General features: G+C 64.4%; 16 protein-coding genes. 5 read left to right on the plus strand and 11 right to left on the minus strand.

The features are described 5' to 3' along the window. Positions 1 to 5 precede the first annotated feature (5 nt). On the plus strand, positions 6 to 572 hold the full coding sequence (locus tag J1M81_RS10610) for an N-acetyltransferase (RefSeq protein WP_063216094.1): 567 nt from the start codon (positions 6 to 8) through the stop codon (positions 570 to 572). Between the two features lie 17 nt (positions 573 to 589). Here the strand turns inward: J1M81_RS10610 and J1M81_RS10615 are convergent, their stop codons facing one another. After that, positions 590 to 2,209, minus strand: coding sequence for an alkaline phosphatase (locus J1M81_RS10615; protein ID WP_048316147.1), 1,620 nt, complete (start codon positions 2,207 to 2,209; stop codon positions 590 to 592). Between the two features lie 120 nt (positions 2,210 to 2,329). On the opposite strand from J1M81_RS10615, the gene J1M81_RS10620 reads away from it, so the two are divergent. Further along, complete coding sequence (locus tag J1M81_RS10620; RefSeq protein ID WP_032375384.1) at positions 2,330 to 2,752, plus strand: VOC family protein; 423 nt, start codon at positions 2,330 to 2,332, stop codon at positions 2,750 to 2,752. A 31-nt stretch (positions 2,753 to 2,783) separates the two neighbouring features. Here the strand turns inward: J1M81_RS10620 and J1M81_RS10625 are convergent, their stop codons facing one another. Continuing rightward, positions 2,784 to 3,278 carry a MarR family winged helix-turn-helix transcriptional regulator gene (locus J1M81_RS10625; RefSeq protein WP_241257840.1) on the minus strand — a complete coding sequence of 165 codons (495 nt, stop codon included), beginning with the start codon at positions 3,276 to 3,278 and terminating at the stop codon, positions 2,784 to 2,786. A gap of 76 nt (positions 3,279 to 3,354) precedes the next feature. On the opposite strand from J1M81_RS10625, the gene J1M81_RS10630 reads away from it, so the two are divergent. Continuing rightward, positions 3,355 to 3,717: a nuclear transport factor 2 family protein gene (locus J1M81_RS10630; protein WP_206498027.1), complete on the plus strand. Its 363-nt coding sequence runs from the start codon at positions 3,355 to 3,357 to the stop codon at positions 3,715 to 3,717. A 38-nt stretch (positions 3,718 to 3,755) separates the two neighbouring features. Here J1M81_RS10630 and soxR read toward each other — a convergent pair whose 3' ends face one another. Further along, positions 3,756 to 4,193, minus strand: a complete 438-nt coding sequence (gene soxR / locus J1M81_RS10635) for a redox-sensitive transcriptional activator SoxR (RefSeq protein ID WP_206498063.1) — start codon at positions 4,191 to 4,193, stop codon at positions 3,756 to 3,758. A 67-nt stretch (positions 4,194 to 4,260) separates the two neighbouring features. On the opposite strand from soxR, the gene J1M81_RS10640 reads away from it, so the two are divergent. Beyond that, positions 4,261 to 5,646 carry an MFS transporter gene (locus J1M81_RS10640; protein ID WP_032375381.1) on the plus strand — a complete coding sequence of 462 codons (1,386 nt, stop codon included), beginning with the start codon at positions 4,261 to 4,263 and terminating at the stop codon, positions 5,644 to 5,646. A 17-nt stretch (positions 5,647 to 5,663) separates the two neighbouring features. Here the strand turns inward: J1M81_RS10640 and J1M81_RS10645 are convergent, their stop codons facing one another. The 3 genes from J1M81_RS10645 to rpoB form a co-directional block, all read right to left on the minus strand. Continuing rightward, entirely contained in the window at positions 5,664 to 6,053 is a 390-nt protein-coding gene (locus tag J1M81_RS10645) for a VOC family protein (protein ID WP_045840689.1), read from the minus strand. Positions 6,054 to 6,237: 184 nt separating this feature from the next. Then, positions 6,238 to 10,194, minus strand: coding sequence for a DNA-directed RNA polymerase subunit beta' (locus J1M81_RS10650; RefSeq protein ID WP_027498213.1), 3,957 nt, complete (start codon positions 10,192 to 10,194; stop codon positions 6,238 to 6,240). 95 nt (positions 10,195 to 10,289) lie between these two features. Then, on the minus strand, positions 10,290 to 13,796 hold the full coding sequence (gene rpoB, locus J1M81_RS10655; RefSeq protein ID WP_027498214.1) for a DNA-directed RNA polymerase subunit beta: 3,507 nt from the start codon (positions 13,794 to 13,796) through the stop codon (positions 10,290 to 10,292). A gap of 626 nt (positions 13,797 to 14,422) precedes the next feature. On the opposite strand from rpoB, the gene J1M81_RS10660 reads away from it, so the two are divergent. Beyond that, positions 14,423 to 16,624, plus strand: a complete 2,202-nt coding sequence (locus J1M81_RS10660; protein ID WP_048316152.1) for an MMPL family transporter — start codon at positions 14,423 to 14,425, stop codon at positions 16,622 to 16,624. On the opposite strand, the gene J1M81_RS10665 is transcribed toward J1M81_RS10660, so the two are convergent. The 5 genes from J1M81_RS10665 to J1M81_RS10685 form a co-directional block, all read right to left on the minus strand. Next, positions 16,618 to 19,194 (minus strand): aminotransferase class III-fold pyridoxal phosphate-dependent enzyme, encoded by a 2,577-nt coding sequence (locus J1M81_RS10665; protein ID WP_027498216.1) that lies wholly within the window; start codon positions 19,192 to 19,194, stop codon positions 16,618 to 16,620. The genes J1M81_RS10660 and J1M81_RS10665 overlap by 7 nt on opposite strands. 223 nt (positions 19,195 to 19,417) lie before the next feature. After that, a complete protein-coding gene (locus tag J1M81_RS10670) occupies positions 19,418 to 20,347 on the minus strand; it encodes a hypothetical protein (RefSeq protein ID WP_027498217.1) in 930 nt (309 codons plus the stop codon). Positions 20,348 to 20,405: 58 nt separating this feature from the next. Beyond that, on the minus strand, positions 20,406 to 21,155 hold the full coding sequence (locus J1M81_RS10675; RefSeq protein ID WP_027498218.1) for a hypothetical protein: 750 nt from the start codon (positions 21,153 to 21,155) through the stop codon (positions 20,406 to 20,408). Between the two features lie 84 nt (positions 21,156 to 21,239). Continuing rightward, positions 21,240 to 22,487: an MCE family protein gene (locus J1M81_RS10680; protein WP_027498219.1), complete on the minus strand. Its 1,248-nt coding sequence runs from the start codon at positions 22,485 to 22,487 to the stop codon at positions 21,240 to 21,242. Then, positions 22,484 to 23,752 carry an MCE family protein gene (locus tag J1M81_RS10685; protein ID WP_027498220.1) on the minus strand — a complete coding sequence of 423 codons (1,269 nt, stop codon included), beginning with the start codon at positions 23,750 to 23,752 and terminating at the stop codon, positions 22,484 to 22,486. The genes J1M81_RS10680 and J1M81_RS10685 overlap by 4 nt, the downstream gene beginning before the upstream one ends. Positions 23,753 to 23,770 lie beyond the last annotated feature (18 nt).

Here is a 23,770-nt window from a genome sequence, read left to right on the forward strand (position 1 = left end):
TACCCATGCACCATCCCGCCACCCGACTCGCCGAAAACCACGATCTGACAACAGCGGCCGACACACTGCGCGACGCATTTGCCGACTACCCATGGACGCGATGGGTGATCCCGGCCGAGGACTACTTGGCCACGCTGCAGGAACTCCAGCAGCTGTACCTACAACATGCGCATCGACACGGAATCGTATTGCTCACCGCCGACTACGCCGGGGTCGCTGCACTACTGCCCGCAGATGCCCCTCCGCCCGATGACGAATCCATCGCGCGGATCATCGAGCTACACGGAGATCGGATCGACCGACTGTCCTCCAGCGACGCGGCACCGGGGTCATGGACACTGGAAACGCTCGGCGTGCGACCGCATCGGCAAGGGCACGGGATCGGCGGACTACTGCTCGAGAAGGCCGTCGAGGAAGCTCAGCAACGTGGTGCCTCCGGGTTGGCCTTGGACACATCGGATCTGCGCAACGTTCGCCTGTACGAGCGGGCCGGGTTCCGTGTTTCGAGCCACGCCACACCGAGTGAGGGGCCCGAGGTGTGGTCCATGATCCGAACATTCGGCACGGGATGAGCCTGCGGCACCAGGCGCTACCCCAGCTGAATCTCCGGCCGCCCCTCGGGAACGGTGACCGTCATGGCCGTGCGAACCGGCTTACCCGGCGTCGACACGGCATCGAGAACCCTTACCTCCGAACGCCATTCGGTGGGTGTCAGGGTGCTGCGCAGGTAGCCGCGACGGGCATTTCCGTACTTGACGTGGGGTGAACCGTCGGCGATCGCAGCACCGGTCTTGTCGATGTCGGCACCGTCCTTGCCCGACGCGATGGACGTGGTGGCGATCTCGACTCCCTGTAACGGCGAGACCTGATCCTGGTAGTCGCGTCGCAACTCCGAGACGATCGTCCGGTGGATGTCGCCGACGATCGACGCCACGTTCTTCGTGCCACGATCCCTGGCTCCGTCGAGAATTCGATGCCGGGACGCTTCGTAGCCGCTCCACGGATCCATGCCGACCTTGCGGTCGTTGCCCTGCCCCTGCGCGAGATCGGACATGACGGTCTGATGCGCCAGGAAGTTCCACCTCGACGGCGCCGCGAATCCGTCGAGGATCCATTGTTCCTGTGCCGCACCGGTAATGGTGCGCGCCGGATCCGCCGTCTCGGCGTCCTGCGCGTGCTCACCGTCTCCATGAGCCTGATCGCTGCGGTACTGCCGGGTGTCGAGCACCGAGAAATCCACCAGATCACCGAACGAGAACCGGCGATAGACCTTCATGTCCGGGCCGACGGGCTTCAGGTTCGCGCGCACCGGAGTGTTCTCCCACCACGCCTTGAACGCATCGGCCCTGCGTAGCAGGAACTCTCGTGGATCGTCGTTGTCCTGGCTGATCTGCGAGGCCCAGTTGTTGTCCACCTCGTGGTCGTCGAACGTCGAGACGAACGGTGCCGACGCATGTGCCGCAGCCAGATTCTCGTCTGCCTTGTACAGGGCGTACCTATCGCGATAATCGGCCAGCACCATGGTTTCTCGGGCCGCCGACTCGGTGCGCGGCTCGCCCGCCCGCGCACCCTCGTTCTTGATCGCGTACTCGTAGATGTAGTCGCCCAGAAAGAACACCACATCGAGATTCGAGGCCGCCAGGTCCTGGTACGCACCGAAGTAGCCGTCCTCCCATTTCTGGCACGAAGCCCAGGCGAAATCGAGGGTGCTCAGCGGCTGCCCAAGTGCGGGTGCAGTTTTGGTGCGACCGACGGGACTCGCATGTGGGCCGACCAGGAAACGGTAGAAGTATTCGCGCGCCGGCTCGAGCCCGCGCACATCGACGTGAACGGACCAACCGTCGAATTCGGTTGCCAGCTCGATACCCTGCGCTGCGATACGACCGAACTTTTCATCGGCAGCGATCTGCCACTGGACCGGCACCACGCCGGGCGTCATGCCGCCCAGCGGGGCGAACGGATCGGTGGCGAGTCTGGTCCACAGCACCACCGAATCGGGCAACGGATCGCCGGAGGCAACACCGAGACGGAAGGGATAGTCGGGGGTGATCACCGACTGCGCACCTGCAGTCGCGGATGTCCTCGCAAGCTCGGGCGTGAAGCCCAGCGCCCCCACCAACGCACTCCACGTCAGAAACTGTCGACGTGTGGCCCCGGCCCGCAGAGAAATGTCGCGACCGATCCTGACGTCGCTACCTCGGTTCACCATTGCCCGAGACTCTCGTGCCCGGGCAAACTACATCCGTCATCGATTCGACGCAGAAATGAACACGGTAGATCCATTCGATTCAGGACCGTAACCGTCCGCGATCTCGGGAATCGTCAGGGCATGACGAACATCGACCGCACAGGATCCCAGATCGACCACCTCAATATCGGCGTCGCCGACCTCGCCGCCAGTGCCGAGTTCTACGGTGCCGCTCTGGCACCGCTCGGCATCACCGAGATCATGCGCGTGCCGCACACACCCGAAGCGAACCAACTCGCCATGGTCGCATTCGGCTGGGCGCAGGTGAAGCCCTTCTTCTGGATCGTCAACGCGCCGGGGTCGGCGATCGGCCCCCACACCCATCTCGCGTTCAGCGCACCGGACCGCACCACAGTCGACGCATTCCACGCGGCAGCACTGTCGGCGGGCGCGACCGAACTCCGGCCTCCAGGACTACAGCCGGAATACCACGCGACCTACTACGGATCCTTCGTGCGGGACCTCAACGGCATCGACCTCGAGGCCGTGTGTCACCACGGATGAACGCCCGGTCGTCATCCGAGGTGGAGGTGTCTCACTGCGGCCGCGGCAGTGTCCCGTTGGCTCGCACGTGGTCTCGCAGACGAGTGAGAAGCGGTTCGAGGGTGGCGACGTCCTCGGGTGCGAGTGCGTCGAAGAACAGGCGACGCACGACGTCGACGTGCCCCGCCGCCGATGCGTCCAGAGCAGCCCTCCCTGCACCGGTGAGGACTGCATCCGTGGCCCGTCCGTCGGTAGTCGAGACAGCGCGATCGGTGAGCCCTCGCGCGGACATCCGCGCGAGGTGATGGGAGGCCCTGCTGCGCTCCCAGCCGATTTCGGCGGCCAGTTCGGTCACCCGGCGACGACCGTCGGGACTGTCCGCCAGTGCGACCAGCACCGAATAGTCGGCGAGGGACAGACCGTGCTCCTCGGTCAGCTGCCGGTTCATCTCGAACGTCATCTGCAGCGACAAACCCATGTAGGCGCGCCACGCCGATTCCTCGGTGGGCGTCAACCACGGAGTGCTTTCGGGGTTACTGGGTGACATGTCACGTACTTTCTGCGATGCTGGGTCCGGGGGCACCGGCGCACCGAACCCCGACCACCAACCCTAGGGGCACACCATGGATCGCAGCACTCCCGCAGAGCTGGCACGCCGCAACGTCGTCGAAGTATTCAACACGAACGACGACGCGAAACGACGCGAACTCATCGAGTCCATGTATCACCCGGACGCGGTGTTCTACGACGCCGAGAACACCGCCACCGGGAGAGAGCCGGTCATCGAGGCTGTTCGAGCGCTGGTCGGGCCCTCCGAGGGTCTGACATTCGCCGTCACTGCCGAGCCCACCGCCCTGGGCAACGTCGCCCGAATTTCCTGGGCACTGTCGCCGCCCGACGCCCCTGCCGTAGTCTCGGGCCAGGACTTCGTCGTCGTGAAAGACGACCTGATCACCGAGCTGTACACGTTCATCGACCAGCCATAGCCGGCCACCCACAAGACCCGACACCGCCGACGCACGCGTCAGATGAGCCGCGCCCCGGGGCCCGCCTTGCCCAGCTCGTCGCCTGGATTGAGCAGACTGCATTTGTTGAGGGAGAGACATCCGCAGCCGATGCAGCCGGTGAGTTGCTCCTGCATCCGCGCAATCGACTGCTTCCGATCCTCCAACCGCTGGTTCCATGCAACCGAAATCTTGGCCCAGTCACGCTTGTTCGGGGTGCGCCCCGACGGTAGGGACGCAAAGACCTCGGCCACCTCGGCAAGCGGTATTCCGAACCGCACCGCCACCTGAATCAGCGAGATCCGCCGAATCGCGTGACGGGGAAACTTTCGGACGTTGCCCGCCGTCCGCTCGGCGGGAACGAGCCCGAGAGTCCCGTAATACCGGACCGCGGACACTGCGGCACCGGTTCTGGCCGCGACCTCCCCGATAGACAACAGTTCGTCACTGATACGGATCATGCTGCCTCCCAGCCGACACGACGAGTTGATCTCAAGCGCACTTGAGATCCTAGCCTTAAACACCATGCACTCCCCCACCCAATCCACGACCGGAACCTGGCGACAGCTGCTCGGCGCTCGCTACCTCGGCACCGCTACCGTTCTCGCCGGCGGCGTCGCGCTGTACGCCACGAACGTCTACCTGACGACCAGCCTGCTCCCCACGGCCATCGACGAGATCGGCGGCCAGCGCTACTACGCCTGGACTGCAACGGTTTTCCTAGTTGCGTCCGTCATCTCGTCGATGCTGGTCAGCAAAGTTCTGGCCGCCCGCGGACCTCGCGGTGCCTACCTGATCGGCCTGACGGTCTTCGCTCTCGGCACCGTCGTGTGTGCCGTCAGCCCCACGATGGAACTCTTACTGGTGGGGCGCACAATTCAGGGCGCAGGAGGTGGCCTACTGGCCGGACTCGGCTACGCCGTCATCAATGCCGCACTGCCGCAACATCTCTGGACGCGAGGTGCGGCTCTGGTCTCGGCCATGTGGGGTGTGGGAACGTTCGCCGGACCGGCCGTCGGCGGCATCTTCGCGCAATTCGGAGCCTGGCGAATGGCCTTCGGTGTGCTCGTTCTCGCAGCTCTGGCCATGGCTGCCCTCGTCCCGCGAGCACTGCCCGCCCACACCGCTGAGGCCACCGAACCCAGCCCGGTACCGACACTGTCGCTGACCCTGCTCACCACGGCTGCCTTGCTGGTGAGCATCGCCGGCGTGGTCTCCAACCTCGCGATCACCGCGGCAATGGTCCTGGGAGGAGTACTGCTGCTGATCGCCTTCGTGGCCGCCGACCGTCGCGCAGCGCACGGCGTACTCCCCCCGTCGACCTTCGGCGCGTCCGCGCTGAAATGGATATACCTGACCATCGTCGTCCTCGCCGTCGCGTCCACGGTGGAGACCTTCATCCCACTGTTCGGCCAACGTCTCGCCGGATTGGCACCGCTGGCCGCCGGATTCCTCGGAGCCGCACTGGCGCTCGGGTGGACCCTCGGCGAGATACCGAGCGCATCGGCCACCGCTCCACGCGTCGTGCGACGCATCGTCATCGCAGGCCCGATCCTCGTCGCCGCCGGATTGTGCATCGTGGCAACGTGTCTCGCCGACCAAGCAGGTCCCGGTTCCATCACCACGTGGGTAGTGGGTCTGCTCGTCGCGGGCGTCGGAATCGGAATCGCGTGGCCACACTTGGCCGTCGGTGCCATGACCTCCGTTGCCGAACCCGGCGAAGGCGCACGAGCCTCAGCCGCCATCAACACTGTTCAGCTGATCGCCAACGCCTTCGGAGCAGCTCTGGCGGGTGTCCTGGTGAACCTCGGGGAACCGTCGACGCTGCGATCGGCGCAGTTGCTGCTGTTCACCTTTGCGGCGCCGGCATTCGTCAGTGTTGCAGCGGCGGCGCGATCGCAGCGCGCGTAGGTCGTCGGCTGCCCGGATCAGGTCTGGACGACCCAGATCGAATTGCCGTCGGGATCTCGCAAGGCGAACATCGGCGGCACGCCGTCCACCTCTTCCATGAAGTCGTCGAGATCGACGCCGCCGAGAGCGCTGAGCCGCTTGTGCTCGGCCGCGACGTCAGCTGTCTCGACACCGATGGACCCGCCACCGGGCGTACCTCCCATCGGCGGGTTGAGGGCGAGCCGCGCCGTCGAACCCGGCGGGGCCACTTCCAACCACCGGTATTCACTCTCGGGACCGAAGCGCAGATCACCGCGAATCTCGAACCCGAGAACGCGGGAGTAGAAATCGAGGGCTGCGTCCTGATCGGCGACGGTGAACATGGCCACGCCGATGTTCACGATGGTGCTGGGTGTTTGCTCGGTCATACCGGTACCGACCCGAGTGCCGCGGAAAACTCACCGCTGCCCGGATACAACCTCACTACCGGATACAACAAAGCCCCGCACCGACCGAAGTCGATGCGGGGCTTTGTCTGCGGGCTCTGTCGTCGTGAGCGGAAATTCGTGCGTAGCGGGCTACGAATTTCTATGCACGTGCGACGAAGTCGCTCTAGCGGTATTCGTTGGAGAAACCGTAGTCGTCGAGCGGCACTGCAGCGCCGGTTCCCTGGCCGAAGCCGTCCGGGCTGTAGTACTGATCGTCGTACGACGGCACCGCGTATGCCGCGGCACGCGCCTCTTCGGTCGGCTGCACCGTGATGTTCCGGTACCGGTTGATGCCGGTACCAGCCGGGATGAGCTTACCGATGATGACGTTCTCCTTGAGACCTATGAGCTTGTCGCTACGGCAGTTGATCGCCGCATCGGTGAGCACACGAGTGGTCTCCTGGAAGGACGCTGCCGACAGCCACGAGTCGGTGGCCAGCGACGCCTTGGTGATACCCATCAGGACCGGACGTCCGGCTGCGGGCTCGCCGCCCTCGGAGACGACGCGACGGTTGCTCGACTCGAATTCGCTGCGCTCGGTGAGTGAACCGGGCAGGAATTCGGTGGAGCCGCTGTCGATGATCGTCACGCGACGGAGCATCTGGCGCACGATCGTCTCGATGTGCTTGTCGTGAATCGACACACCCTGCGACCGGTACACCTCCTGGACCTCGTTGACCAAGTGGATCTGAACCTGGCGAGGACCCATCACACGCAGAACCTCGTGCGGATCGGCAGCACCTTCCATGAGCTGCTGGCCGACCTCGACGTGGTCACCGTCCGCCAAGAGGCGCTCGGTGCCGTCGTCGTGCTTGAAGACGCGCAGACGCTGACGCTTGGAGAGCTTGTCGTAGACAACCTCTTCGCCGCCGTCGTCCGGGACGATGGTGATCTTGTAGAAACGATCGCCGTCCTCGAGCTGGATGCGTCCCGACACGTCCGCGATCGGAGCCTTGCCCTTCGGAACACGTGCCTCGAACAGCTCCTGCACGCGAGGCAGACCACCGGTGATGTCATCTCCGGCGACACCACCCTGGTGGAAGGTACGCATGGTCAGCTGGGTTCCGGGCTCACCGATGGACTGTGCGGCAACGATACCGACGGCCTCACCGATGTCGACCAGCTTGCCGGTGGCCATCGAACGGCCATAGCAGGTGGCGCAGACGCCGGTGCCGGTGGTGCAGGTGAGCACCGAGCGAACCTTGACCGACGTGATGCCCGCAGCGAGCAGCGCGTCGATGGCCGGGTCACCGAGATCGTGTCCACGAGCGACGATGACCGTCCCGTTCTCGTCTACAGCATCGTTCGCCAACGTGCGGGCGTACGTGCTGGTCTCGACGTGAGCGTCGCGGATCATCTTGCCGTCGGCGGTCTTCTCGGCGATCGTCGTGACGATGCCGCGCTCGGTGCCACAGTCGGTTTCCCGAACGATGACGTCCTGCGAGACGTCGACCAGACGACGCGTCAGGTAGCCCGAGTCGGCGGTACGAAGCGCCGTGTCGGCCAGACCCTTACGAGCACCGTGCGTGTTGATGAAGTACTCGAGGACCGTCAGGCCTTCCTTGAAGGAAGACTTGATCGGACGCGGGATGAACTCACCCTTCGGGTTCGTCACCAAGCCCTTCATGCCGGCGAGCGAGCGAACCTGAGTCATGTTTCCGGCTGCGCCGGACTTCACGATCATCGGGATCGGGTTGTCGTCGGGGAAGTGGGCCTCCATGGCCTTACCGACCTGCTCGGTCGCGTCCTGCCAGATCTTGACCAGTGCGGAGTTGCGCTCGACCTTGTCGAGTGCGCCACGCTGGTACTTCTTCTCGATCTGATCGGCCTGAGCCTCGAAGGTCTCCATGATCTGCGGCTTCTCCGGCGGCACGAGGACGTCGGAGATCGAGATGGTCACACCCGAACGCGTGGCCCAGTAGAAGCCTGCGTCCTTGAGCTTGTCGACGGTCTGTGCGACGACGATCATCGGGTAACGCTCGGCGAGATCGTTGATGATGGTCGACTGACGCTTCTTCGGCATCTGCTCGTTGACGAACGGGTAGTCCGCCGGAAGCAGCTCGTTGAAGAGCACGCGTCCCAGAGTCGTCTCCGCGGTCCATGCATCGCCGCGGTTCCAGCCCTCGGGGAACAGCTCGTTCTCGATGTCACGCGGCGGGCGCTGCGTGGTGAGACGAACCCGAATCTGCGACTGCACGGTCAGCGATCCACGATCGACGGCCATCTGAGCCTCGGCCGGGGAGGAGTACGCCCCGAACTCGGCCTGATCGGTCGACGCGTCGACGCGCTCGCCGACAGCACCGGCATCGAGACGTGTCAGGTGGTACAGACCCGTCACCATGTCCAGACGCGGCATGGCGAGAGGACGGCCGGATGCCGGCGAGAGGATGTTGTTCGACGACAGCATCAGCACGCGTGCCTCGGCCTGAGCCTCGGCGGACAGCGGGAGGTGGACAGCCATCTGGTCACCGTCGAAGTCGGCGTTGAACGCCTCACACACGAGCGGGTGCAGCTGGATGGCCTTGCCCTCGACGAGCTGCGGCTCGAACGCCTGGATGCCCAACCGGTGCAGGGTGGGTGCACGGTTCAGCAGCACGGGGTGCTCGGCGATGACCTCTTCGAGAACGTCCCACACCTGCGGACGCTGACGCTCGACCATGCGCTTGGCCGACTTGATGTTCTGCGCGTGGTTCAGATCCACCAGACGCTTCATCACGAACGGCTTGAACAGCTCGAGAGCCATCAGCTTGGGCAGACCGCACTGGTGCAGCTTGAGCTGCGGGCCGACGACGATGACCGAACGGCCCGAGTAGTCGACGCGCTTGCCGAGGAGGTTCTGACGGAATCGTCCCTGCTTGCCCTTGAGCAAGTCGGAGAGCGACTTCAGCGGGCGGTTACCCGGTCCGGTGACCGGACGTCCACGACGGCCGTTGTCGAACAGGGCGTCGACCGACTCCTGCAGCATCCGCTTCTCGTTGTTGACGATGATCTCGGGAGCACCGAGATCGATCAGACGCTTGAGGCGGTTGTTGCGGTTGATGACGCGGCGGTACAGGTCGTTGAGGTCGGACGTCGCGAAACGGCCACCGTCGAGCTGCACCATCGGACGAAGCTCCGGTGGGATGACCGGGACAGCGTCGAGAACCATGCCCATCGGCGAGTTACGGCCGGCCTGGAACGCAGCGACGACCTTCAGACGCTTGAGCGCGCGCAGTTTCTTCTGACCCTTGCCACTACGGATGGTCTCGCGAAGAGATTCCGCCTCGGCGTCGATGTCGAAGGTCTGCATGAGCTTCTGGATGGACTCGGCACCCATGGCACCGGTGAAGTACTCGCCGTACCGGTCGATGAGCTCGCGGTAGATGAGCTCGTCGACGATGAGCTGCTTGGGAGCGAGCTTGGTGAACGTGGTCCAGATCTCTTCGAGACGATCGAGCTCACGCTGCGCGCGGTCACGGAGCTGACGCATCTCGCGCTCGCCGCCGTCCTTGACCTTGCGACGCACGTCGGACTTGGCACCCTCGGCTTCGAGCTCTGCGATGTCGGCTTCGAGCTTCTGCGCACGAGCCTCGAGATCGGCGTCGCGCTGATCTGCGACGGCCTTCTTCTCGACCTCCATCTCGGCCTCGAGCGTCGAGAGCTCGTTGTGACGGAGCTCGTCGTCGACCGTGGTGATGACGTAGGCAGCGAAGTAGATGATCTTCTCGAGATCCTTCGGAGCCAGGTCGAGCAGGTAGCCCAGACGCGACGGCACACCCTTGAAGTACCAGATGTGCGTGACCGGAGCGGCCAGTTCGATGTGGCCCATGCGCTCACGACGAACCTTGGCGCGAGTGACCTCGACGCCACAGCGCTCACAGATGATGCCCTTGAAGCGGACGCGCTTGTACTTGCCGCAGTAGCACTCCCAGTCCCGAGTGGGGCCGAAGATCTTCTCGCAGAAGAGGCCGTCCTTCTCGGGCTTGAGCGTGCGGTAGTTGATGGTCTCCGGCTTCTTGACCTCGCCGTAGGACCACTGACGGATGTCGTCCGCAGTGGCAAGGCCAATGCGAAGTTCATCGAAGAAGTTGACGTCGAGCACGTAACTTCCTTTCCCCGTTATGGGTGTTGTGCTGGAAGAGCAAATGAGAGAAACGCCTCCGGGCCTGCAGTGACGCAGGCCCGGAGACCACGGAACTACTGAGCGAGGTCGTCGACCGTGGCAGCTTCGTTGCGGGAGAGGTTGATTCCCAGGTTGGCTGCGGCACGCTCGAGGTCTTCGTCGTCACCGTCGGCCATCGTGATGGCAGCGCCGTCCGAGGACAGCACCTCCACGTTGAGGCACAGCGACTGGAGCTCTTTGAGGAGCACCTTGAAGGACTCGGGGATACCGGGCTCGGGAATGTTCTCGCCCTTGACGATCGCCTCGTACACCTTCACGCGGCCGACAACGTCGTCCGACTTGATGGTGAGAAGCTCCTGCAGCGTGTACGCGGCACCGTAGGCCTGCATGGCCCAGCACTCCATCTCACCGAAGCGCTGTCCACCGAACTGGGCCTTACCACCGAGGGGCTGCTGCGTGATCATCGAGTACGGCCCGGTCGAACGAGCGTGGATCTTGTCGTCGACCAAGTGGTGCAGCTTGATGATGTACATGTAGCCCACCGACACCGGGTACGGGAACGGCTCGCCGGAGCGGCCGTCGAACAACGTGGCCTTTCCGTCGGATCCGACCATCTGCTCGCCGTCGCGGTTGGGAATTGTGCTCTCCAGCAGGCCGGCGAGCTGATTCTCCTTGGCACCGTCGAACACCGGGGTGGCGATGTTGCTGTCGGCCGGAGCCGCCAGCATCTCCTCGGGCAGACGCTCGGCCCAATCGGGCTTGCTGCCGTCCGCGGCGATCTGCACGTTCCAACCGGTCTTGCCGATCCAACCCAGGTGGGTTTCGAGGACCTGACCGATGTTCATACGACGCGGAACACCGTGGGTGTTGAGGATGATGTCGATCGGGGTGCCGTCGGGCAGGAACGGCATGTCCTCCTGCGGGAGGATCTTGCCGATGACGCCCTTGTTGCCGTGACGGCCGGCGAGCTTGTCGCCGTCCTGGATCTTGCGCTTCTGAGCCACGTAGACGCGGACCAGCTCGTTGACGCCGGGAGGCAGATCGTCGTCGTCGTCGCGCGAGAAGACGCGGATGCCGATGACCTTTCCGTTCTCGCCGTGCGGAACCTTGAGCGAGGTGTCGCGAACTTCGCGAGCCTTCTCACCGAAGATGGCGCGCAGCAGGCGCTCCTCGGGGGTCAGCTCGGTCTCGCCCTTCGGCGTGACCTTTCCGACCAGCACGTCGCCGTCACGAACCTCGGCACCGATACGGATGATGCCGCGCTCGTCGAGGTCTGCGAGGACCTCGTCGGAGACGTTCGGGATGTCGCGAGTGATCTCTTCGGCACCGAGCTTGGTGTCGCGAGCGTCGATCTCGTGCTCCTCGATGTGAATCGAGGTGAGAACGTCCTCTTCCACGAGGCGCTGCGACAGGATGATCGCGTCCTCGTAGTTGTGGCCCTCCCACGGCATGATCGCCAGCAGCAGGTTCTTGCCGAGTGCCATCTCACCGTTCTCGGTGCAGGGGCCGTCGGCGAGGACCTGGCCGGACTCGACGCGCTGTCCCTCGTCCACGATCGGACGCTGGTTGGCGCACGTGCCCTGGTTGGAACGCGCGAACTTACGCATCCGGTAGGTCTTGCGTGATCCGTCGTCGGCCATGACCGTGACGTAGTCGGCGGAGACCTCTTCGACGACACCGGTCTTCTCGGTGATGACGACGTCACCGGCGTCGACAGCGGCACGCAACTCCATACCGGTACCGACGATCGGAGCCTCGCTGCGAACCAGCGGGACAGCCTGACGCTGCATGTTCGCACCCATCAGGGCACGGTTTGCATCGTCGTGCTCGAGGAACGGAATCATCGCGGTGGCGACGGACACCATCTGGCGAGGCGAGACGTCCATGTAGTCGATGTCGTCGGACGAGACGAACTCGACCTCTCCACCCTTACGACGGACGAGAATCTTGTCCTCGATGAAGTGACCCGAATCGTCGACCGGAGAGTTCGCCTGCGCGAGCGTGTGGCGATCTTCCTCGTCGGCGGTTAGGTAATCGACATCGTCGGTCACCTTGCCGTCGACGACCTTGCGGTACGGGGTCTCGATGAAGCCGAACGGGTTGACGCGTGCGTACACCGACAGCGATCCGATCAGGCCGATGTTCGGGCCTTCCGGGGTCTCGATGGGGCACATGCGGCCGTAGTGCGAGGGGTGCACGTCGCGGACCTCGAGGCCGGCGCGCTCACGAGAGAGACCGCCGGGTCCCAGTGCCGACAGGCGACGCTTGTGCGTCAGACCCGACAGCGGGTTGTTCTGGTCCATGAACTGCGAGAGCTGGGAGGTTCCGAAGAACTCCTTGATCGCAGCGACGACGGGACGAATGTTGATCAGGGTCTGCGGCGTGATCGCCTCGACGTCCTGAGTCGTCATACGTTCGCGCACGACGCGCTCCATGCGGGACAGGCCCACGCGGATCTGGTTCTGGATGAGCTCACCGACGGTACGCAGACGACGGTTGCCGAAGTGGTCGATGTCGTCGACCTCGACGGGAACCTCGACGCCCTCGGGTGCGGTCATCGAGGTCTCACCTGCGTGCAGACGCACCAGGTACTCGATGGTCGCAACGATGTCTTCCTCGGTGAGGGTCGACGCCACGATGGGCTGGCCCGAGTTGAGGCCGAGCTTCTTGTTGATCTTGTAGCGACCCACGCGAGCGAGGTCGTAGCGCTTGTCCTTGAAGAACAGGTTCTCCAGCAGGGTCTGCGCCGACTCCTTGGTCGGCGGCTCGCCCGGACGCAGCTTGCGGTAGATGTCGAGGAGAGCCTCGTCGGTACCGGCGGTGTTGTCCTTCTCCAGCGTGGCCATGAGGATCTCGGAGAAGCCGAAGCGCTCCGTGATCTGCTCGGTGGACCAGCCGAGAGCCTTCAGCAGCACCGTGACGGGTTGGCGACGCTTGCGGTCGATACGGACACCGACGGTGTCGCGCTTGTCGACGTCGAACTCGAGCCAAGCACCGCGGCCGGGGATGACCTTGACGCTGTGCAGGTCCTTCTCGGTGGTCTTGTCGATCGAGTGATCGAAGTAGACGCCCGGAGAACGCACCAGCTGCGAGACGACGACGCGCTCGGTGCCGTTGATGATGAAGGTGCCCTTGTCGGTCATCATCGGGAAATCACCCATGAAGACCGTCTGGCTCTTGATCTCGCCGGTGTTGTTGTTGATGAACTCGGCGGTGACGAACAGCGGAGCTGCGTACGTCATGTCCTTGTCCTTGCACTCATCGGTCGAGGCCTTGACCTCGTCGAATCGTGGGTCGGAGAAGGAAAGCGACATCGAGCCCGAGAAGTCCTCGATCGGAGAGAGCTCGGTCAGGATGTCCTCGAGTCCGCCGGAGACACCACTGTCTCCGCGGGCGGCGGCACGGTCGCGCCAACTCTGCGCACCTACCAGCCATTCGAACGAATCCGTCTGTACATCGAGGAGACCGGGTACCTCCAACGGCTCGCGAATGTTCGCGAACGAAACCCTCCTCGGGGCTCCCGGTGTTCCGACAACTGCCTTGGTCTGGCTAGAGACTGCCAAGATGCGTCCTTCCAGCACCTCACGCGGGTCGCGCCGTTCCGTCGACTGACAGGACCTGTCAGCTGACACGACATGGCGACCGCCGCTGTATCTGTTTGCTATATGTGGGGCGAATTTCGGCTGGTCGCAACCAGACCGAATCCCCATCACAGCGGCCCGAAAACGTGCTTTCGGGTAACAGCGATCGAGAGGTGGACAGGAGGCAGCCAGCGCAACGTCCAAAGGTACCCCAAATGTGCGCACAGCGCAACGGGGGCATCAAAAGTAGCACCCGAGGTCCGTTCGCGCGCCGAGTCGGCAGCAGCGTGTCGGCCTTCCTCGCCGAGGCCCGAACGAACAGCAACGGTGACAGAAGACTGTGGCTGACGACCGGCAACGGTCGGTCACCACGGGGGTGCTCCTTCACGACAAGAGTGACCCCTGCGCCTTCCTTCGTCAAGAGGTCCGCGGGAATCCGCTGCCGCTATGGCAATCGGCCGCTGCTTCTGATTGTATTTCTTCTGTCGCAACCGGGGGCGGCGTCGTTCTGTCATCGGACGTGCTGTGTGACAGATCTTCCTCTGTGCCACAGACAGATTCACGGAGCACTCACATCACGTCTCGCGGGGGGACAACATGGTCACGGTGGTAAAAATCGGCGCTGCATGCAGGTGTCGAGCCCTCGGCAGCCCCGCGTGAGCAGGGGTTCGCCCGTCGTCGAGTTCGTCATCGCCCGTGCGCGCTGGGTCCTCGCTGCCGTGGTGGCAACCGTCCTGCTCGCCGGAACCTGGGGCCTGGGCGTCGTCGACGAACTCAGCATCGGTGGCTACAGCGATCCCGGGAGCGAGTCGGCGAAAATCGACGCACTCGTCGAATCCCGGTTCGGTCGCGACGTTCCGGACATCGCGGTGATCTACACCCCGACGGACGGGCGGACGGTCGACGGGATCAGGGACGCGGTGGCGGCAAGCCTGGCCGGAATCGACGCGGGTGTACTGGCCCGCGACCCCGTCACCTACTGGACGGTGCCCGACGCCTTTGCTCCCGGACTTCGATCGTCGGACGGCAACTCTGCCCTCGCGGTGCTGACTCTGACCGGCGACGAGGATCGGCGCGTCAAGTCCTACCAGGACCTGCGTGAGAAGTTGACGATCGATGGCGCGGACGTGCAGCTCGGTGGATTCTCGGCCGTCTTCGACGCGTACAACGAGCAAGCGCGGGCAGATCTGGTGCGAGCCGAGATCATCACCTTCCCGATTCTGCTGGTCCTGCTCCTGATCGTGTTCGGCGGACTCGTCGCCGCAGGAACTCCGCTGGTGATCGGCGGACTGAGCGTGCTGGCCTCCCTGGCCGTGCTGCGAGCGGTGAACAGCGTCTCCGAGGTGTCGGTGTTCGCGACCAACATTGCATCCCTCGTCGGACTCGGAATGGCCGTCGACTACAGCCTGTTCGTGATCACGCGGTTTCGCGAGGAGCTGCGCAACGGGCACGGAACGGTGGATGCGGTACGCTGCACGATGTCCACCGCCGGCCGAACCGTGGCGTTCTCGGCACTGCTGCTGATCTGTGCATTCATCGGCATGCTCATCTTCCCGCAGGCAATGATTCGCTCACTGGGCATCGGCGGCATGGCAGCGGTGGCCGTCGCCGCCGTGATCTCGCTGACCGCGTTGCCCGCCGCACTCGCCCTCCTCGGCCCCCGCATCGATTCGCTGAGCTGGCGCACTGGTGCGATCGACCGCGGCGAGGCACGGGCGCAGAGGTTCTGGGGCACAGTCGCAGACCGCGTGATGCGCAGGCCCGTCCTCGTGGCCGTTGCCATCATCGGCGTGCTGGCCGTCCTCTGCGCACCCATCTCCGGAGTAGCTCTGGGCGACCTCGACCACACGGGTCTGCCGGCGGACTCACCCGCCCGGATCGCCACGCAGAAGCTGATCACCGAATTCACCCTCGCCAACAGCAGCGTCACCGTCGTCGTCGAATCGGTCACCGACCAACCGCCGAGCCCTGCCGCGGTCTCCGAAGTCACCGCTGCAGTCGGCCGCGTGGACGGAGTCACGGCCGCGTTTCCCAGTGGCAGCACCGACAATCTGACCGTGGTCGATGCCATCATGAACTCGGCCGATCGCACCCCCGCTGCACTCGCGACACTGGATGCGATTCGATCGATCCCCGCTCCTGCCGGGACGACGCTCGGCGTAGGCGGCAGCACCGCGCAGAGCGAGGACGGCATCGACGCGATCTACTCCACCATTCCCTGGATGCTGGCCATCATGGTGCTGGCCACATTCACGATGACGACACTGGCCTTTCGTTCGATCGTGCTCAGCCTCAAGGCAATTGCCATGGCGATGGTCAGCCTGGCGGCCACTTTCGGTGTGCTCACCTGGATCTTTCACGACGGCTACGGTGCCGGGCCGATCGGCGTCACTGCCGGCCCTCTACAGTCCACGATGAGCATCCTCGTCATGGCGGTGGTGTTCGGCCTGTCCACCGACTACGAGATCTTTCTGCTTTCACGCATCGTGGAGGCCCACGACAACGGAGCCGGCACCAGAGAGGCAGTCCGCCTCGGGGCCGCTCACACCGGACGCATCGTGACGGCCGCAGCGCTGCTGCTCATCACCGTCACCGCGTTCTTCTCGTTGTCCGAACTGTCGATGATGCGACTGGTGGGTATCGGCATCATCGTCGGTCTCGTCATCGACGCCACCATCGTGCGGATGATGCTCGTGCCCGCCCTCGTCGCGCTGATGGGAAACGCGAACTGGTGGTTGCATCCCACCCCGACACGACCGACTGGGACTGGGCGGGACGGGGCCGGGGTTCCCGAACTCCCGGGAACCCCGGCCCCCGCCGACTACTGACTACCTTCGCGCCACCGAGTGGCCTCGGCGAGCGCGAACCCATGGACGTCGGCCAGCTCACCCAATCGTTCGACGCTGTCACCGTCGAGAGTGGTGCCGATGCTGCGGAGGTCGAACTCACCCGACAGGGCGATCAACATCGTCTCCGCCATGCAGGCATACGTCAGACCCGGAGCCAACCCGTAGGTCAACCCGAAATCCGAACCCGACGGCACCCTGACGATGCCGCCGTCGAACACCGTCACGTCCGGCCGCTCACCGCGCACGTCTCGGCCGATGTTCGGCGGCTGCGCAACATCGCAGACGATGGCACCCTCCATCAGGTCCGTCGGATCGATCAACGCATGCGGCGCCGATGTGGCTGCGATAACGATCAACGAATCCTGCACCGCAGCAACGGGATCGGTGAAGAACTCGAGGTGCCGCGACTTGATCAGATCATCCATGTCGCCGTTCATCTCGTGTGCAGCAACGGCAAGATTCCCCGTGCCGGACCCGCCCGTCGCACTCGCCACCATCTCCTGCGCGGCCGCCCACAACTTCGGCGCGACGACCGTGCTCTCACCCCGCCGACCGACCAGGGCGATACTGCCGACCTCGCCGGCCAACTGCTTGCCGATGGTCCGACCGATGGCCCCGGCAGCACCGAGAATCGTCACTCGGGCCTGCGCTACGTCGATTCCGCGTTCCCGGCACACGCGTCGAACAGCCCGCAGACTCGCTGCGGCGGTGAACGTGTTGCCGGTGGTGATCGGACGCGACCTCGCGCCGAGGCCCAATCCATTACCGGTGATGACCGACGAATAGCCGCCCAACCCGACGACCGTCGCACCGCGCGAGATCGCGAGTTCGACGGCGCCGCCCACCACGCGCAGCGCCTGCTCGGTCGGCAAGTGCAGCAATTGTTCCGAGGTGTAGGGCAACCCGATCAGGTCGCCGTGTGCCTTGGCGTCCCCTCCCCCGACGACCCGGCCACTGCCGATGACGAACGACGCAGGGTCGAGCTCGGATGTCGACGCAGCGAACCTCTCGAGCAGATCCTGTCGCTCGCCATGATGGAAGACGTCGAGCGCCGGGTCGAAGGCGGCGAAGAACTCCAGATTCAAGGGGTGCGCGATGAACGCGAACCGCCGATCGGTGCGACGAACGGCGATATCGGGGATGCGGCCCGGGCGGAGCGCAGCGAGCGACGGTGGGGTACCGACGGTCGGACGGCCCAGAAGGTGCCCGAACAATCCGTCCATGTCCCCCATCGCCGCGTAACCCAGCGCACGGTCGAGTGCTGCAATCAGCCGCGAGCACTGCACCGCCGACACAGTCAACGGCGGTTCGATCCGAATCACCCTGTTACCGAACAGAGTCGGAGCCACCCGGATTCCCTCGACGTCGAGCAGGTACGAACAGATGACCGCCGTCAGGTTGTGTTGCTGCGCAATCGAACCCAGTAGCGACTGACGTCCCACGAAGTTCACGTCGGCGGTGAGCTCGATGCCGAGCAGGAGCCCGCGACCACGAACACCGGTGACCACGGACGGATACTTCTCGGCCAACGCATTCAGATCCTTCGACAATTGCCGGCCGAGCACGGCAGCGTTCGTCACCACTGCGCCGTCGTCCCGGGTCAACTCGTCGATCACCGCGATGCCCACCCGAGCCGCCAACGCGTTGCCCGCAAACGTCGACGTGTGGCGCAGCGCAAAGCTCTCGTCTACCAACTTCGGTGCACACAACACCGCACCCACCGGCACGATCCCGCCACCGAGCGCTTTCGCGACGGTCAGAATGTCGGGCACCACCCCCTCGTGTTCCGACGCGAACATCCGGCCGGTCCGGCCGAGTCCCGTCTGCACCTCGTCGAGCGCCATCAGCACTCCGTGCCGATCACAGATCTCCCGCACTCGCCGCAGATAACCGTCGGGCGGACACACCACTCCGCCTTCACCCTGAATCGGCTCCACCAGGAACACCGCGTAATGGCCCGGCGCTGCCGACAGGGCCGCGTCGAGCGCGCCCGAATCACCGAACTCGATGTGATCGAAACCCTCGACCGGTGCGCCGAACCCGGCCTGATACTTGACGCTTCCGGTCGCAGACAGTGCTCCGAGCGTCTTGCCATGGAAACTGTTCCCGGTGGTCAACACGCCCAACCGTCCGGTATGCGACCGCGCGATCTTGAGCGCCACCTCCGTAGCCTCGGTACCGCTGTTGACGAACGTCGTTCGCGTCAACCCGTGAGGTGCGATGCGCCCCAACCGATCCGCCAGTTCCCCTGCCGCCGTCAATACCGAGGGCTGCACGAAAATTGGCTCCCCACTGCACCGAACATCATTGATCGCCTGCCAGATCGGCGTAGGTCCGTGCCCGAACGGCAGTGCGCCGTACGCCCCCGCGAAGTCCAGATAGCGCCGGCCGGAGGCGTCGAACAGGACTGTTCCGTCGCCGCGCACGTACTCGCGATCCAAATTCAGGGCCGACAACAATCGGTACAGTTCGGGATTGACGTTCTCGGCGAAGCCCGACCGACCGGACCTCGATTCCAGCACGGACAATTCGATAGTTGTGTCAGTCATGACCAGCATGCTCCGTATTCATCGGATCCATCCCTGGCTGTCGAGCGTCGAAATGGTTGTCCCGAACAACCAGGGCTCGTCACAAGCCAGGACGCAATCGCGATATTAATCCCGTCGTGCACCGGCGACAGATGAGCGACGAACGCACGAAAAAGCCCCATCCGCGCAGCGTTACTGCGTCGAACGGGGCCGATCCGAAAAGCGGGGCCAGCGAATCCCGGTACTACTGGTCGTCGATTGCCGACAGCTTCCAGGTGCCGTCGACCTTTTCCATGTTGACCGTCAACGGGCCCTCGGCACTACCCGAAGCAACGCCGTTCTGTGTGGCGCTGATGTTCACATTGGCGATCAGCTCGGCACTGCCGTCCTCCAACCGCGAGACGCCGATGTCGGTCACCATGGCCTCGGTTCCTGTCATCGTCTGCACCACAGCAGATTTGGTGGTGTCGGCGGTGGAGTTGAACTCGTCGAGCATCGACTGATTGAGGACCGCACGGGCGGCATCGAAATCGGCATCGATCGTCTCGGCCTTGTACGTGTAGAGAGTCTGAAGCGCATCGGTCGCGGCAGAGGTGACTTCCTGAGTGGCTGCAGAATCCACCCAGGCTGCATTGTCAATCGTTGCGAATGGCTTGAACGACGCCACAGCAGCGAAGGCACCGAGCACCACGGCAACGGCCGCGACGACAAACACGTGCTTGTAGCCGATTCCCGACATCGACCTGCTTTGCGTGGTATCCGCAGAATTCGCGTCGGACGCTCCGGACTCGATGAGAGCAGGCTCCGAGTCGGCCTTGCCGGTTGCGGTCTCGCCTGCGGCCGGCGTGTCGGTTGCGGTGTCGTCGACGGCGGGCTTGTCGGTTGCGGCCTCGTCGACAGCGGTCTTACCGCTGCCTGCCTTGCCGGTACCGGACTTCTCGAGCGAGGGTTTCGCAGCGGAGGACTCGTCGGCGACAGGCGTGCTCGATGCCGGTGTGGTGGGCGCGGGTGTGGTGGGCGCAGGAGTGGTGGGCGCAGCGCTGTCGGTTGCATCCGAACCCTTCACGGCGCTCGAATCCGCGTCGGGCGCTGCCGACTTCCCGGCTCCGGCGACCTTGCGACGGACTTTGCTGGTGGTCGTGGGTGGAACGATCTTGCGACGCTGGGGAGGCACTACAGAACTCCTTCGAAACTCACTGCACTACAGACGGAAACGACACTGCCGGGCAACGTCAGTTACCGCCGGAATCCGGCTGTGGAGCCGGCGTTGCTTCCGCGCTGGGGGTGCCCGCATTCGGGTCTGCCGCATTCGGATCTGCAGCATTGGGGTCTGCCGCATTCGGATCTGCAGCATTGGGGTCTGCCGCATTCGGGTCGGTAGCACCAGGCTCCGTCGGGATGACGGGGTTGGTGTTCGGGTTGTCCAGCGAGATCCGTGAACCGATCGGGTCGACCTTGTTGGTCTTCCACACCCCGTCGATCTCTTCCATGGCCAATCGCATCGTCAGCTTGCTCCGCTCGACGCGATCGGGCCAGGTGGTCGTCGTCGCGATGACAACGAGCGCCTCGGCGGTGTTCTCGTCGGTACTGAGCTCGGTGATCGCTGCGTGCAGAACCTCTGCCTCACTCTTGGCACCGGACTGACGAACCTGGTCGGTAATGCCCGACCGCGTCTGCTCGAGGTCGTTGAGCATCAGGTCGCCGGTGATGGACGACTTCATGTTGTCGAACGACTGATCGATGGTGGCCGCGTCGACCGTGTTGAGGTTGACGGCCGCTTGCTGAGCGCCGGTGAGAGCCGCGTCGCGGGTGTCCGCCATGGGCTTCTGGCTGAACAACGCCTTGCCCCAGCCGTAACCGAAGAACACTGCCGCTGCGAGCGCAACCACGGCGATCACGGTCACGACCGCAAGCAGAATCTTCGCTGTCTTGTTCTGCCCCGGAGTCGCTGGGGACTCCGGGGCTTCGGTGCTCGAGTTCACACTTTCCACCCTACTACTCGGTAATATCTGGCCGAACCGCTCTCGGCCCGACGATAGTGCTGAGCAGCAGTTTCTCCGATTTCACTACTTCGGCGTGACGCCGATCAGCGGTGCCAACTGGGTGGCGATCGGGTTGAGGTTCAACTTCTCGGGATCGACCTTGGGCTTGAGGTCCCACGGCTGCGGCACATCCGGATCGGCGAACACGATGCGGTTCGCACTACGAACGCCCGTCACGCTGCCCTGAGGTGTGGCGCAGTTCGCGTCGAGGTTCAGCGGGTAATTCTCCCGAGTCGGATCGAAGTTCGGGTTCTTGCGCTTCTCCTCGTCGAGGATCGCCTGGCTGCCCTCGTAGCCCACCGTGCACGGGGGCGGGTTGTTGGTCTCGAGCAACAGGCCCTGATGGATCGTGCCGTCGTCCGGGACGATGGTGGAGATGCCGGCACCGAGGGCAGGCAGGAACGTCAGGAACGGACGAAGCGCGAAGTACCGGGGTTCGGCCTGCGCAGCAACAAGTGCCAGGTTGTTGATATCGGTCGTCAGAGCCGGACCGGCATCGGTGATGAGACCACCGAGCTGATCGCCCGCCGCTGTGCCGGTGTCGATCAGGCGACGGATGTCCGGATCGCTGGACTTCAACTGAGCCGTCACCTCATCCAAGCTGGTGCTGAACTGCCGAATCAGATCCGACTGCTCGGACTGCGTGTTCAGCACCGGCACCGCGTCGCGCACCAGCGCGAGCGTCTGCGGCAGCGCCTCGTTGCCTGCCTCCGAGATGTTCCCGAGCGAATCGACGAGAGACGCAAGATCCGTGCCCTTTCCGTCGAACGCCACACCGAGCTCGTTGACGACTCGCGTCAACGTATCCAGCGGTACCGACCGAACCAGCGTGTTCGTGTTGGCGAGAACCTGTTCCACCGGCACGGGTGTGGTGGTGTCGGCCTCCGCGATCTGCGAACCGTCGACCAGGAACGGGCCCTGGTCGGTCTCGGGTTGCAGGTCGACGTACTGCTCACCGATGGCCGACCTGTTGGCCACGACGGCCTTGGTGTCGGCAGGGATGTCCGGGCCGCCGTCGTCGAGCATGAGCGCGACTCGGATCCCGTCTTCCGTCAGTTCCAGATCTCCGACGGTTCCCACCGGGACACCTCGGTAGGTGACCTCGGCGTTGGAGAAGATGCCACCGGAATCGGCGAGGTTCAGATCGACCTGGTACTGCCCGAAGCCGAGCATGTTGTCAAGTCGCACGTACTTGGCACCGACATAGACCGACCCCAGTACGGCGACCACGACGAAGAGGACCAATTGAATGCGAACCAGTCTCGATCTCACTGTCCAACTCCGAATCGCTCGAGCAGATCGTTCAACGGTGCGAACGGATCGGCCGGTGCGGGCGCGGCGGCCGCCGCTGCCTGCTCGTTCGCAGGTGCACCCGGACCGGGAACCGGTGACGGGATGATCGGCGGCAACGGCAGCAGCGAGATCGTCGGCCAACCCGGGCGCGGTCCGTTGCCGTTGTAGTACGGATTCGACGGGTCGACGACGGGCAGCGTGTTGCCGTACTTGGGCTGGATGTAGACCGGATCGCCCTCCCCGACGCCGAAGTTGCGCAACGCAGTTCCGATCGACAGGTCGAGCGAAAGGAACAGGTTCGCCGAGTTGCCCTCGATGATTTTCTCGGTGCCGTCCGCGAACGGCAGGGTGGGGATCACCGCGAGCGAGCTCACCACGTCGTCCGCCGAATCGGCCAGGGCCTGGAGCGTGGGGCGTAGTGCCCGCAGGTCCGCGATGAGATCGTCCTTGGAACGGTCGATCACGTCGGTGCCGACGGCTCCGAGACGGTCGAGCGCTCCGAGCATCTCGGTCAGCTGCGGGCGCTGCTGCTCGAGAACCTCGGTGGCGATCGGCAAATCCTTCAGCACTGCGTCGATCTTGTCGGTCTGCGTGTTGACGCGGCCGCTGAGAGTGTCCAGCCCGTCGATGGCGCGGGTGATGTCGTCACGCTGCTGGTTGAGGCCGTCGATGAGGGTGTTCGCTTGCTGCAGAAGCTCTTTGGTTCTGCCTTCGCGACCGTCGAACGCCGTGCTCAGTTCCTTGACGATCGGCGAGAGCTGCCCGACACCGCCGCCGTTGAGCAGCAGCGAGAGCGCACCGAGTACCTGTTCGATATCGGTGGCATGGCGGGTGCGATCGAGCGGGATCGTGGCCCCGTCCTGCAGACGCGCTGCTTCCTCGTCGCCAGGAGGTGCCGAGAGCTGCACGAACTTCTCGCCCAACAGGTTGGTCTGTTGCACCGATGCGATCGCGTTGGCCGGAAGGTCGACGTCGGAATTCAAGATGACGTTGACGTCGGCGGTCCAGCCGTCGTTCGGGACCGTTATCGAGTCGACGCGGCCGACCGAGACGCCGTCGACCTTCACGGTCGACTGCGGGACGAGGTCCAGTACGTCGTCGAACTGCACCGTCAGGTTCAACGGGTTCTCACCGACGTCGGCACCGCCGGGCAGCGGTATCGCGTAGATGCCGGCCGACGAGCATGCTCCGGCCGACAGCGCCACCACGCACGCACCGGCTCCGACCACCAAAGAACGCTTCACTCGAGCTCGATTCCGATT

Origin of the sequence: Rhodococcus sp. KRD175, assembly GCF_017168275.1 — a bacterium.
In the GTDB taxonomy this organism is placed as follows: Bacteria; Actinomycetota; Actinomycetes; order Mycobacteriales; family Mycobacteriaceae; genus Rhodococcoides; species Rhodococcoides fascians.

What these genes read in the sequence shown, in the direction of transcription:
- J1M81_RS10645 (WP_045840689.1), bottom strand. Translation starts at nt 6,053, where the DNA reads ATGACCGAGCAAACACCCAGCACCATCGTGAACATCGGCGTGGCCATG.
- J1M81_RS10665 (WP_027498216.1), bottom strand. Translation starts at nt 19,194, where the DNA reads ATGACTGACACAACTATCGAATTGTCCGTGCTGGAATCGAGGTCCGGT.
- J1M81_RS10660 (WP_048316152.1), top strand. Translation starts at nt 14,423, where the DNA reads ATGCAGGTGTCGAGCCCTCGGCAGCCCCGCGTGAGCAGGGGTTCGCCC.
- J1M81_RS10630 (WP_206498027.1), top strand. Translation starts at nt 3,355, where the DNA reads ATGGATCGCAGCACTCCCGCAGAGCTGGCACGCCGCAACGTCGTCGAA.
- J1M81_RS10615 (WP_048316147.1), bottom strand. Translation starts at nt 2,209, where the DNA reads ATGGTGAACCGAGGTAGCGACGTCAGGATCGGTCGCGACATTTCTCTG.
- J1M81_RS10610 (WP_063216094.1), top strand. Translation starts at nt 6, where the DNA reads ATGCACCATCCCGCCACCCGACTCGCCGAAAACCACGATCTGACAACA.
- J1M81_RS10620 (WP_032375384.1), top strand. Translation starts at nt 2,330, where the DNA reads ATGACGAACATCGACCGCACAGGATCCCAGATCGACCACCTCAATATC.
- J1M81_RS10625 (WP_241257840.1), bottom strand. Translation starts at nt 3,278, where the DNA reads ATGTCACCCAGTAACCCCGAAAGCACTCCGTGGTTGACGCCCACCGAG.
- J1M81_RS10640 (WP_032375381.1), top strand. Translation starts at nt 4,261, where the DNA reads ATGCACTCCCCCACCCAATCCACGACCGGAACCTGGCGACAGCTGCTC.